Origin of the sequence: Arthrobacter sp. ISL-85 (assembly GCF_018613675.1) — a bacterium.
In the GTDB taxonomy this organism is placed as follows: domain Bacteria; phylum Actinomycetota; class Actinomycetes; order Actinomycetales; family Micrococcaceae; genus Arthrobacter.
In genome coordinates this window covers 29,496-42,263 of record NZ_JAGGPQ010000023.1, presented here as the reverse complement: position 1 = coordinate 42,263, position 12,768 = coordinate 29,496, and the positions used below count along the sequence as shown (strand labels likewise).

Here is a 12,768-nt window from a genome sequence, read left to right as displayed (position 1 = left end):
GCAGGCGGCGGCATCAGCAGAGGATCCTCAGTCGATCGCCGCCGCCCCGACCGCAGGCTCCCGTCCTGCTGCCCTACCCAACTTCGTGTCCCATCCGCCATACCAGAGCAACTCACTTCAAACACCAGACCCCATAGCAACTTGTTGCGCCAACTCGGCCACCATCAGTGGCCGTCCTTGGCGTCGGAAGGAAAACATGCCCGACTCCACCCAACCAGATGTGGTCCTGATCCACTGCCACGATCTGGGACGCTGGCTCCCCGTCTACGGCATGCCGCAGGTACCAGCACCGAATATCAGCAATTTCGCTACTGAGTCGGTGGTGTTTGACAACGCCCATTCAGCTTCACCCTTGTGTTCCCCGGCCCGCGGCGCGCTGTTCACCGGCACGTCGCCCTACCGGAACGGCATCCAGGGGCTCGTCCATAACGCCTGGAGGTACCGGGAGGGCGTACTAACCGCGCCCGAGCACCTCCGCCCGCTGGGATACCACTCAGCCCTGATCGGCCTCCAGCACGAGAACGTGGACCCCACCGTCCTCGGCTTCGACGAATGCCCCGGTCTTGGCTTCATCCCCCGAACAAATCAGGTGGTCGAAGCGACCGAACGATGGCTGGGCCAGCTACCGAGCCGTAATGAACGCAAGCCCGTCTTTCTCACCGTCGGGACATGGGAGGTGCACCGCCCATGGGGACCCGAAGATTACGAGCCCGCCGACCCCTCACGGGTGGACGTCCCCGGATTCCTTCCCGACAACGAGCACACACGCCGGGACATAGCAGCCTTCTACGGAGCAATCGCCCAATTCGATGCAGGCTTTGGCAGGCTCCTCACCGCAATTGACTCAGCCTTGGACCGGGAGAACACCATGATCGTCTTCACCACCGACCACGGCGCGGCCTTCCCGCGGGCGAAGAGCACCCTCTATGACGCGGGCACGGGTGTGAGCTTTATTGTCCGCCTCCCATCCAGCTGGGATGTGCCACCACATCGCGTGAAGGACCTCATCAGCCACATGGACCTCGTCCCCACACTGCTGGAACTTGCAGGCGCCACAAAGGAAGACGAAGAATTCGAAGGCGAGTCCCTGGTCCCCCTGCTCAGGCGGCAAGGCACTGGAGACGGACGCGTCATCTTCACCTCGAAGAGTTTCCACGACACCTACGACCCCAAGCGGGCGGCACGCTCCAAAGACTACGTCTACATCCGCAACTACGAACCGGGGCCCAAGCTCCAACTGGCCATCGACCTCGAAACGAGCGACACACGCCAAGGGATGGGCGATGCCCACCTGGAGCCACGCGAGCCCGAAGAACTCTACGACCGCCGGACCGACCCTTCAGAACTCGTCAATGTCATCAAGGAACCCGACTATCAGGACATAAGGTCCCGGCACGCGGACCTGCTGGACGCCTGGCTGGAGAAGACCGGCGATCCCATCGCCCACAGTCCCCTCGAACACGCGCCCGCGCGCAGCCGGCACGTAGATGACCTTCCCGCTGTCGGCGCGCCCGATTCCCGCCAAGCACCTGCCACCGAAACCAAACCGGCCGTTACGAGGAAATAGGAAGGCAAGAATGGCCGCTGAAGACACTTTGCTGTGGACCACGATCCCTACAACATGGCACCCCGTCTTAGGGTTTCTCCCACCTCTTTGTTGTTCTCTTGGGAGAGCGAGCACCCCCGGCCTCCCGATGTTTTCAAGTGGAAGGTCGCTCCGCGCTGCCGTTTCACAGTTTCTTGATCGCCAGCGTCTCCCCACCATTTAGGAGCAGAAGATGACCTTTCCACGAACTGCGTCGTCATTGGACCCCTATGCGGAAACCCTGGCTTACGCCGGTGACATCCACAATCACTGCGATATCAGTTACGGCCATGGAAGCATCGAAGACGCCTATCGCAACGCGCGCCTGCAACTCGATTTTGGCAGCGTGACCGGCCATGCCAATTGGCACGACATGCCAGATGAGCCGAAGGACGTTCACGACTACCACAACAGGGGATTCGGGCGCCTACAGGATCAATGGGGTCACGTTCAGGACATCACCGAAGGATTTCACGAGGACGGGGTCTTCGTATCACTGCTCTCCTTCGAATGGCACAGCATGACCTACGGTGACCACTGCATCTACTACAAGTCCGGTCGGGGGCCACTGGGCCCGGCCTCCGCCAACAATCTGGCGGAACTCCGCCGCGAATTGCGGAAACTCAAAGCCCACGGGCTGGATGCTCTGGCACTGCCGCACCATATCGGCTACCTCGCCGGGCGCCGCGGCATAAACTGGCAAGCCTACACTGAAGAGTTTTCCCCTGTGGTGGAAATCGTTTCGATGCACGGGTGCGGAGAATCTGACGAGGCGCCGCGAAACTACTTGCACACAATGGGCCCGCGGAACAGCCAGAGTACTGCGATGCACGGCTTGGAGCTAGGTAAAGTTTTTGGCTTTATCGGATCCACTGACCATCACAGCGCCCACCCTGGAAGCCACGGCTATGGCAGGGCAATGGTATGGGCCGATGAGCTCACGCGGCACGGGATTTGGAACGCCATACGGGCCAGACGAACCTACGCGGTCACCGGAGATCGAATCATGCTGGCGACCAGTGTCAACGGCTACCCGATGGGTGCGCGAATCCCAAGCAACGCTACCCGGGAAATAGCCGTCGAAGTGGAGGGCGGAGACTCCGTTGATTACGTCGAACTGATACGAAATGGAGAGGTTATCGAGCGCGCATCTCCGGCAGGCGCTCCCGAGGAGCACTTCAATGGTGTGCTCTCGGTAAGTGTTGGATGGGGAGAAATCGGTGTGAAAGCAGCATGGGACATCGAACTCGAAGTCCGCGGCGGGGTCATCACGGCCGTGGAACCGCGACTTCACGGCAACGACATAGTCGCACCGAGCGCCTCAACCCCCGGCAAATACAGCTTCTCAACTTGGCGGCAAATTGATGACCAACGCATAGTCTTCTCCACCGAAACAAGGGGGAACCCCACGGTCACGACGGACGCCACCCAACAGCTTGCCTTGCACGTCACCGGAGATGACCGGACAGTGCTCGTCGCCAGGTTCAACGGCGTCGAGATGAAGCACTCTATCGCTGAACTTCTTCTTGGTTCCCGGACCGGGTACATAGGAGGCTTCCTCTCCGGCGGCATCTGCATGCACCGCGCGTCACCAAGCACCAGTCGTCGAGTGAAGCTCGAGCTTACAGATATTAGGCCCAAAGGCGTCCACGACTGGTACTACGCAAGAGTCAGGCAACACAACGAACAATACGCCTGGAGCTCACCAACATGGGTCAAAACCAGTGGGCCTCCCTAAGTCATCCATCAGAAGCAGAGGCGAACCTCGCTGCTTCCATTCTCCAAAGGCCCGCAGACTTCAACTAAGGCAACCCGGGCCGCCGCGGTTCCGCCTCCACCTGCCTCCGGAGCCGGGCCCGATCTGTCCTCCCCTGCGGCTACCCCGGCGCCAACGAAACACTGGACCAGCTACACGCCGGTGCCGGTTGCAGGGCGGATCGCCCTGCAACCCAGGTGTGGTCGATGCTGAGTAGAGATTACGATCCCATAGGCGCGAATGTGTAAAGGCAACACAAAGGGGGACCGAAATCCCAGTATCACGTGTGTTCCAACAACAATGCTCGTGCTACACCCCAACTTGGCCGCCGCCCCCTAGGGAATAGTGCGGCCGAAAGCCTGCTACAGCAGCGTCAGCCCGTAGGTTGACGGAATCGCAATTATCGGCGCCGAAAGGGCAGGACTAGAACTAGCTGCGAAAGCGGTCGTCGGCGAATCGGACGTTCCCAGGTCAGCCGGGTCCAGCCTCCGGACTTGGAGTGCAGACGTCGGGGCGCTCCCCCTGTATCCGGGTGGCGGTGGCCTTCAGCCCTGCGGTTCGCTACCAACTAGATGCAGGAACGCCTGGGCGGCAGGGGAGATCACGCCGGTGCGATGAGAGATGACTATCGGCCGCCGGAGCCCCGGGACGAGTGGACGCAGGACGCATTCTCCGAGGCTTGTGGCTGGCATCGGAGTCCACCAGAGTGCATAGCCCGCCCCGTCCGCGACAAGCGGCACGATCGCGTCAGTTGAGCCGAGTTCGACGCGGATCCGGGCACTGAGGCCCCGCTCACCAAGCCTGGCCTCTAGCCACCGCCGGGACCTCGAGTGGTTTCGGTGAAGGGTGACGAGGTCCATGCCAACGAGCTCCTCGATCATCAACGGCGTCCCTCGCCCGGGTGACCCGGGCGGTAGAAGCGCCTGAAGGACCTGCTCGCCCACCTGGAATGCGGTCAGTCCCGAGGCATCCGGCTGCGAAACCGTCAGTCCAAGGTTGTACTCCCCGTTGCGCACCCGGGCACCGACGAGATCATCCTCGATCTCAGGGTAAACGCGTAGCACGACCTCGGGATAGGCGCGCCGAAACGCCGCCATCCGATCAAGAAGCCACCCTGACGCCACAGCGGGGACTGCCCCAATGTCGAGGCTCCCGCCAGTGAGGCCGAGCACGTCTCTGACACTCTCCTTCGCCACGCTGAAGTCGCGCAGCACCTGCCGAGCTGGGTTGACCAGCGCTCGGCCAGCTGCAGCAAGGGCAAGCCCCTTCGGCGTGCGCTCAAAGAGTTGCCCTCCTAGCTCTTTCTCCAGCGCCCGCAGGGCGACCGAAATTGTGGGCTGGGAGACGTGCAGCGCCGCAGCAGCGCTGGTGACGCTGCTGCCGTCGACGACGGCGAGGAAGTATTCAAGCTGGCGGCGATCCATTAACCCCTCATAGCTAAAGACTATGGCTTCAATGAAAACTTATCATTCGCTTCTAATGCATCCTGATCGTAACGTGGATCACATGCAGCCAAATCTCCTGATCCTGATGTCTGACCAGCACGTCCCGTTCGCTTGCGGCGCTTACGGAAGCACCGTTGTCCGGACGCCGAATCTGGACAGGTTGGCTGCCCGGGGGACCGTGTTCGACGCCGCCTACTGCAACTCCCCCATCTGTGTTCCCTCCCGGGCCGCGATGGCCACGGGCCGCTACGTCCACCAGACCGGCAACGCCGACAACGCCTCCCCCTACCTAGGGGCCGAGGCCGACAGCTGGGGGCACCGAACCACTGCAGCGGGGATCCCCACGACGACGATCGGGAAGCTGCACTACCGCTCAACCCACGATGACACGGGATTCCCCGACCAACGCCGGCCCCTGCACGTGCGGGAGGGCAAAGGCGACCTCTTCCACGCGCTGCGTGAGCTTCAGCCACCGGCATTCCAGCTCCGGGCCGCCGTCCTGGCCGCCTCCGAGGGCGAGTCCGACTACAGCCGCTTCGACCGCTCCGCAGCGCAGGAGGCTGTCCGCTGGCTCGAAGAGCGGTCGAGCGTAGGCGGGCCCTGGGTGGGAAAGGTCTCCTTCGTCACTCCGCACTACCCCTTCACGGTCCCAAAGGAGTTCCTGGACCTCTACCCGCTGGAGGAGTTGGCGATGCCCCGCCGCAGCGACGAACGGGAGTGGGACCGCCACCCAGCGATGGAGGTCTACCGCCGCGGCTGCGGCCTCGACGAACCGCTGGGCAATGAGGAGACGCTTCGGGCCGTCCAGGCGTACTACGGACTGGTGAGCTTCATGGACGCCCAGGCCGGGATCGTCCTTGGCGCTCTCGAGGCCACCGGCCAGGCCGAGAACACGATCATCCTCTACGTTTCGGACCATGGGGAGCTGCTGGGCATCGATGGCCTGTGGTTCAAAGGCACGATGTCTGAGAGCTCTGTCCGGATTCCCGCTATCCTCGCCGGCCCGGGCGTGCCCGTCGGGCGTTGCGCCACACCCGTGTCGCTCGTCGATGTCTTCCCCACGGTGCTCGACGCCATGGACGTCCCCGCGCACCCGGATGACGCCGACCTCCCGGGCCGGTCACTGCTGGAGATCGCAGGGTCGCCGGAAGACCTATCGAGGACGGTTTTCAGCGAGTACCACTCGGCGAACTCGAACACGGGATCTTTCATGATCCGCCGCGGGCCTTGGAAGTACATTTACCACGCCGGCCTCGGCGAACGGCTCTTCAACCTCGACGCCGACCCATGGGAGGGGAACGACCTCGTCCTGGACCCCACCCATTCGTCCGTCCTTGATGAGTGCCGCTCGGCCCTGCGCGAGATTTGCAACCCGGACCTGGTCGACGCACGGATCCGCGCCGGGCAGCGCCAGCGCATCGAGGACTATGGGGGCGTCGACGCCGTCCTCGCAAGACCACTCATGGCTTACTCCCCCGCCAGCACCTCCTAACTCACAGCCCCTCTGCCCTTTACCAATACCATTTCCACAAAGGTGTGCATGATGTCCTCTGAAAACCAATCCAATCTCGGCATGGTCCGCAGGGCCGCGCTCGGCTCGGCCGTGGGGACCGCGATCGAGGCCTACGACTTCCAGATTTACGGGGTGGCTTCCGCCCTGGTCTTCAGCGCAGTCTTCTTCTCCGGCACCCCTGAGGCCCTCGGCGTCGTCTTCTCCTTCGCAACCCTCGCGGTGGGCTTCCTCGCCCGGCCCTTCGGAGCTGTCATCTTCGGACACCTTGGGGACAAGATCGGGCGCAAAAACCTCCTGGTAGCTTCGCTGATGGGCGCAGGCGGGTGCACAACCGTGATGGGTATCCTGCCCACCCATGCCCAAGTCGGGGTCTGGGCCCCCGTGCTGCTGGTCGCCCTCCGGCTCCTGCAGGGCACCTTCCACGGCGGCGAGCAGGGCGGGGCGGTCCTGATGGCCGTGGAGCATGCACCCGCCGAGAGGCGGGGTTGGTACGGCAGCTGGGCCTTCCTGGGTAGCCCCGGTGGCACCCTGCTGGCCTCAAGCATCATGGGGCTGGTCATCAGCGCAACCGGAAAGGACTTCCTGGTCTGGGGATGGCGCATCCCCTTCATCCTCAGCTTCCTGCTCCTGGCCGTGGGCCTGATCATCCGCCTGACCGTCACGGAGAGCCCCGCATTCCAGAAACTGCAGGAGGGCCACGGCAAGGCCAAAACCCCCATCGTGGAGGTCTTCCGCCGTTCTTGGCGCCTGGTGCTCGTCGCCGTCGGGGTGAACCTTGGCTTCAACGCCTTCATCTGGTTCATCATCAGCTATTCCCTGGCCTACGGCACAGAGTTCCTGAAGATTGACAAGAACTTCATGCTCACTTCTACCCAGATCGGTTCCGTTGCGATGATGCTCGCGATCCTGGCTTTCGCTCGGCTCTCGGACAGGATCGGGCGGATGAAGGTCATGCTCGCGGGCGCGCTCTTCCTGGCCTTCTACCCGTTCCCGATGTTCGGCCTGCTGAACACGGCTGAAGAACCGCTTGTGATGGCAGCTATCCTCGTCGGCTTTGTCGGCGCCTCAGCGGTCTTCGGTCCCCTGGCCGCCTTCCTGGTCGAGATGTTCCCCACCAAGGTCGCCTTCAGCGGCGTCTCCGTCGGCTATTCCCTTGGGGCAGTGCTCGGCGGCGGCCTGACGCCTTTCATCGCCAGCCTGCTCATGCAGACCTCCCATGGCCAGTCCTGGACCGTCGCGCTCTACCTCACTGCAGGTGGTGCGATCACCCTCGCTTCCCTGCTCGCCCTGCGCAACATGCGCTCTGGCCGCCCCGGCGCACTCACCGAAGGATTCGAACCAGCCGATATGCCCAGCCCGGAGGCTTACCTGCCATGACCAGCGCCCTCTCGGATCCAGTCGCTGTGCTCGACGAGCTCCGAGCGGCGCTGCCGGGGCGCGTCGAGACCGACCCCGGGCTGCTGGAAGCGTTCACCTCCGACCGTTCCGGCCACCAATCCGGCGGGGTGCCCGCGGCGGTCGTCTACCCGAAAAGCATTGACGAGGTCCAGACGCTCTGCCGCATCGCATCATCCACAGGTACCCCCCTCGTCACCCGTGGGGCAGGGACAGGCCTGGCCGGTGGCGCCATCGCCGGACCGGGCGAAATCGCCCTGTCAACGCGCGACATGGACCAGATCGTGGAGATCTCTCCGGAGAACCGGCTCGCAGTGGTCCAGCCCGGGATCCTCAATGGCGACCTGAACCGTGTCCTCGCAAGGCAGGGCCTGTGGTGGGCACCGGACCCGGCAAGTAGGGACATCTCCACAGTCGGCGGCAACATCGCAATGAACGCCGGCGGTCTCTTGTGCGCAAAGTACGGCGTGACGCGCGAGGCGGTGCTCGCGCTCAAGGTTGTCCTGGCCGACGGCCGCCTCATCTCCGTTGGACACCGCACCGTCAAGGGGGTCACTGGCTACGATCTCTGCGCCCTGATGATCGGCTCCGAGGGGACACTGGGCATCATCGTAGAGTGCACGCTGAAGCTGCTGCCGGTTGTCACCGGCCGTATTGTTACTATCGGGGCATTCTTCGGTTCCGTGGAAGACGCAGCGGATGCGGCCTCGGCGATAACCAAGGCCGGGCACGTCCCGGCGATCATGGAGTTGATGGACGATCGCACCCTTGAGTACGTCGGCCGTTTCACGGGTGAGGACCTTCTGGGCCGAGGCTCCGCATTCCTCCTGGTCCAGTGCGACGGGACGGACGCGGGCCAAACCGCCCAGGACGTGGCCGACATCGTCCGCTCTTCCGGCGGCATTCCGGAACTGACTGCAGATCCTGCAGCATCCGAACGTCTCGTGGACCTCCGCCGCCAGGCGTTTCCGTCCCTCGAAGCTGTCGGCACCCTGCTCGTCGAGGACATCGCGGTGCCGAGGGACCGTATGAGTGAGGCCTTCGCCGCCATCCGCGCACTTGAGAAACGCTACGGTCTCTCCATACCCACGACGTGCCACGCAGGAGACGGCAACCTGCACCCGACCTTCGCCTTCCAAGGCGATATCGTTCCGGAGCCCGTGTGGGCGGCGGCCAGCGAGCTCTTCTCGCTCGCGCTCGAACTCGGAGGAACGCTCTCAGGAGAACACGGAATCGGCCTCCTGAAACGGAGATGGCTCGCCGACGAGCTCGGCCCGGACCAGTTCGAACTCCAGCAACAGATCAAAGCCGTCTTTGACCCGGCTAACCTCCTCAACCCGGGCAAAGTCTTCCCACCCACGAACACGTGAACATCCCCCGGCCGTGGACCGGGCCAGAAGACGAGGACAACAGCGTGCAACCCACCACCCCTGATCGACACGCCTCAACCTGCTGCGCCCCCGGGCGTACCCACGCCGCAGGGCCGAACCCTGGCCTGACGGCCCCGACCAGGGAAGCCGGCAGCCCGGCCGCCGCTGGCGGCCGGCTCCACGAGGAGGTGATTATCCCTGCTGGGGAGTTCGCCATGGGGGATGCGTTCGGGGAGGGCTATCCGAACGACGGGGAAACCCCGGTGCACCGGGTGAGACTGGACGCGTTTCGCATCGATACCACCGCAGTAACGAGCAGCATGTTCGCCGCCTTCGTGGAGGCCACCGGATATCGCACCGAGGCCGAGCAATACGGCACCTCTGCCGTGTTCCACCTCGTCGCTCGTGCCCGGAAAGGGGACATTCTGGGCACAGCGGCGGGGGCCCCGTGGTGGCTGAATGTTCGCGGCGCAGACTGGGCGCACCCTTTCGGCCCCTCCTCTCAATGGACCGAGGCCCCGGACCACCCTGCAGTCCATGTGACCTGGAACGACGCTCTCGCATACTGCGCCTGGGCCGGGCGGCGTCTGCCTACCGAGGCAGAATGGGAGTACGCCGCCCGCGGGGGCCTCGAAGGGAAGCGCTACGCGTGGGGCGATGAACTCACCCCCGCCGGGCAGCACCGATGCAACATCTGGCAGGGCATCTTCCCCACCCTCAACACCAACGAGGACGGTCACGTTGCCACCGCCCCGGTGAAGTCCTTCCCACCCAACGGATACGGGCTCTATGAGGTTGCCGGCAACGTCTGGGAATGGTGCAGCGACTGGATGCTGCCCAAGTACTACGCGAAAGCCCCCACTCAGAACCCCCAAGGTCCCACCATCGGTCGCGGCAGGGTCATGCGCGGCGGCTCATACCTCTGCCACGACTCCTACTGCAACCGCTACCGCGTCGCCGCCCGGAACTCCAACACCCCCGACTCCTCAAGCGGCAACTGCGGCTTCCGCACCGCCGCCACTGCCTGACCCTCTCCCTCCAGGCCAAGATCACGACAGGAAACCCGTATGACGACACGAACGCCTCCCGCCAGCCCGACCGTTTCCACAGCAGTCGCGGATGTGGTGGCCGAGCGGGCCGGGCATCTGTTCGGACTGATGGGAAACGGCAACGCTCACCTCATCAGCCACCTCACCAGCGGTGGATTCCCCTTCACCTCAGGGCGCCACGAGGCCGCCACGGTCGCGATGGCTGACGCCTACTACCGTGCCAGCGGGCGAATTGCCGCGGCGACCACGACCTACGGGGCCGGCTTCACCAACGCGTACACGGCCCTGGCCGAGGCAAGGCTCGCCCGCGTGCCCCTGGTGCTCATCGTCGGGGACGCCCCAAGCACTGGCCCGCGGTCGTTCGACATCGACCAAACGGCTTCGGCAGAGGCCGTAGGAGTGCACACACTCGTAGCACACCCCACAAATGCGGTAGCAACAGCCCATCGGGCCTTCGACCTCGCGCTGCGCACCGTCCAACCCGTGGTCCTCGCCCTCCCCTACGACCTCGCCACTGCACCCGTGGACGAGCAGGCCGACCTCGAACCCTTGCCCGCCAAACGTTTCTGGAACGCGTCCGGGAAGGAACTCGACCGGGTCGCCGCTATCCTGCGCAACGCCCAGCGCCCGCTCCTGCTCGCCGGACGAGGGGTTCTGCTTGGAGACGCCACCGGACCGTTCAAAGAGCTCGGGGACCGGTTGGGGGCGATGTTCATGACCTCCGTCATGGCCACGAACGTCGTCGAGAGCCCATGGAACCTTGGCATCGCCGGAGGCTTCGCCCGCGAGCACCGCCTCGACCTCGCCCGCCAGGCTGACGTCGTTCTCGTCGCCGGGGCCTCCCTGAACTCCTTTCAACACCGCTACGGGACCCTCTTCGGGCCCGACGCCCGGGTTATCCGCATCGACAACGAGCCACCGAGCGAGCACCCCCACGTCGACAAATACATCCAGGCCGACCTCGCACCCTTCCTCGAAGCACTCACCGGCCGCATACCCACAGTCGAGAAGAACCAGACCTGGCGTCATGCCTCGTCCGAGGTCGCTGAGGACGAGTTCCGCTCTGTCGGGCCCTACGAGGACCCACAGGAATTCGGCCCCGACGGCCGCCTCAACCCCCGCGCCGTCGTCGCCGCCCTGGAGCAAATCCTTCCCGCCGAGAGGTCAATCGTCATGGACGGCGGGCACTTCATGGGATGGGCCCCCATGTACCTCTCCGTCCCCGACCCGCAAGCAATGGTCCTGGTCGGAACCGCGTTCCAATCCATTGGCCTCGGCTTCAGCTCCGCCCCCGGCGTCTCCATCGCCCACCCCGAACGGACCACCGTCTTCATCACCGGAGACGGCGGCGGTCTGATGGGACTGGCAGACTTCGAAACCTTCCTGCGGACCACTCGCAGAGGCGTGGTCATCGCACTCAACGACGCAGCTTACGGCGCGGAACTGCATCAGTACGCTTCCAAAGGCCTCGACCCCGCAGCGATGCTCATCGACGAAGTCGACTTCTCCGCCATCGGCCGCGCCCTCGGCGCATCCGGACACAAGGCGACGACCCTTGCAGACCTGAAGGTCCTCGAGGACTGGCTCGCCAAAAACGACAAGGGCGTCTTCGTGCTCGACGTCGCCATCTCCCGTGAAGTCGTCGTCGAATGGATGTCTGCCTCACTCTCCGCCAAGACGAGCCTCTAGACAGGGAGCTCCAGCAAGCCAGAGCACCGAAAGAAGCACTGCGCGAGGGCCCATGTCGGGAAGGCACTACACAGCTGTACCGGCGGCCCTCCAGCTCAGCGGGCCCAAACCCGTCAAAACCAACCCCCTCCAGGAGGAGCAGTGATTCGGCACATCGTCATGTTCACCTTCCGCGAGAACGCCCCGGGCCCGGAAAGAACGGAGGCCATCCTCACAATGGAGGACTTACTGCGCACCCAGCGCTACGGCCTCTCCACCTGGCTTGGCAGGGACGCGGGCCTGGCACCCGGCAACGCTTCGATCGCGATCATGATCGACTTCCCCGACCCGCAAGCTTTCTTAGACTTTCAAGCCAGCAACGAGCACTTGGAGACCATACGCCGAATCCGTCCGGTGATTGCAACACGATCAGCCATCCAATCCGCTACACAGGACTACTAGGACCCCGCCGATAAATGGCATTTATTGCTTCGCGGATGAGATCCGAGCGGGGCCCTGGACCGGATATCGAGACGCGAAAAGTACTGACAATCAAACGGTTTTAGGAAGGCCGACATTCTTTGAGTAATCCGACGCACACCTCCGAAAGCGGAAGAAGAGGCCACCTGGCCTCCCGGTTCCTACGCGGTGGCCATGACCCCGACCCCCGATTCACTCTAGCCAACGAACGCACGTTCCTGGCCTGGATCCGCACCTCGTTGGCGATACTCGCCGGCGGCGTCGCGGTCGAGGCGTTCATGGCCGATTTTTTTGGCTCGGAACTGCGCAAGAGCATCTCGGTACTCCTACTGGCTATGGCATTTCTGATTGGTGGAGGATCCCTTTTCCGTTGGCTTAACGTGGAACGGGCAATGCGTTCCAAGGGGCCCTTGCCCCTGCCCTGGATCGCACCGTTCCTCGCCCTCGGCGCCGCTCTCGTCGCCCTCGTCATGGTCGCCGTCGTGCTCGCTCGACCAAACTAAGCCC

At 63.9% G+C, this 12,768-nt stretch carries 10 protein-coding genes; 9 read left to right on the top strand and 1 reads right to left on the bottom strand.

Going from position 1 to position 12,768, the window contains the following annotated elements; all coding sequences use genetic code 11:
- Positions 1-196 precede the first annotated feature (196 nt).
- Together J7I84_RS17050 and J7I84_RS17045 are read left to right on the top strand one after the other, a co-directional pair.
- On the top strand, positions 197-1,567 hold the full coding sequence (locus J7I84_RS17050; RefSeq protein ID WP_214945736.1) for a sulfatase: 1,371 nt from the start codon (positions 197-199) through the stop codon (positions 1,565-1,567).
- A 211-nt stretch (positions 1,568-1,778) separates the two neighbouring features.
- Positions 1,779-3,323, top strand: a complete 1,545-nt coding sequence (locus tag J7I84_RS17045; RefSeq protein ID WP_214945735.1) for a DUF3604 domain-containing protein — start codon at positions 1,779-1,781, stop codon at positions 3,321-3,323.
- 563 nt (positions 3,324-3,886) lie between these two features.
- Here J7I84_RS17045 and J7I84_RS17040 read toward each other — a convergent pair.
- Complete coding sequence (locus J7I84_RS17040) at positions 3,887-4,765, bottom strand: LysR family transcriptional regulator (RefSeq protein WP_214945734.1); 879 nt, start codon at positions 4,763-4,765, stop codon at positions 3,887-3,889.
- 82 nt (positions 4,766-4,847) lie between these two features.
- On the opposite strand from J7I84_RS17040, the gene J7I84_RS17035 reads away from it, so the two are divergent.
- The 7 genes from J7I84_RS17035 to J7I84_RS17005 all read left to right on the top strand — a co-directional run bounded on the left by J7I84_RS17035 (position 4,848) and on the right by J7I84_RS17005 (position 12,764).
- A complete protein-coding gene (locus J7I84_RS17035) occupies positions 4,848-6,278 on the top strand; it encodes a sulfatase-like hydrolase/transferase (RefSeq protein WP_214945733.1) in 1,431 nt (476 codons plus the stop codon).
- Positions 6,279-6,326: 48 nt separating this feature from the next.
- Positions 6,327-7,676: an MFS transporter gene (locus J7I84_RS17030; RefSeq protein WP_251046742.1), complete on the top strand. Its 1,350-nt coding sequence runs from the start codon at positions 6,327-6,329 to the stop codon at positions 7,674-7,676.
- Positions 7,673-9,064 carry an FAD-binding oxidoreductase gene (locus J7I84_RS17025; protein WP_214945732.1) on the top strand — a complete coding sequence of 464 codons (1,392 nt, stop codon included), beginning with the start codon at positions 7,673-7,675 and terminating at the stop codon, positions 9,062-9,064. The genes J7I84_RS17030 and J7I84_RS17025 overlap by 4 nt, the downstream gene beginning before the upstream one ends.
- A gap of 44 nt (positions 9,065-9,108) precedes the next feature.
- Positions 9,109-10,092 (top strand): formylglycine-generating enzyme family protein, encoded by a 984-nt coding sequence (locus J7I84_RS17020; RefSeq protein ID WP_214945731.1) that lies wholly within the window; start codon positions 9,109-9,111, stop codon positions 10,090-10,092.
- A gap of 39 nt (positions 10,093-10,131) precedes the next feature.
- Entirely contained in the window at positions 10,132-11,802 is a 1,671-nt protein-coding gene (locus tag J7I84_RS17015) for a thiamine pyrophosphate-binding protein (RefSeq protein ID WP_214945730.1), read from the top strand.
- Between the two features lie 141 nt (positions 11,803-11,943).
- Complete coding sequence (locus J7I84_RS17010; protein WP_214945729.1) at positions 11,944-12,243, top strand: Dabb family protein; 300 nt, start codon at positions 11,944-11,946, stop codon at positions 12,241-12,243.
- Between the two features lie 119 nt (positions 12,244-12,362).
- Positions 12,363-12,764, top strand: coding sequence for a YidH family protein (locus tag J7I84_RS17005; RefSeq protein WP_214945728.1), 402 nt, complete (start codon positions 12,363-12,365; stop codon positions 12,762-12,764).
- Positions 12,765-12,768: the final 4 nt, after the last annotated feature.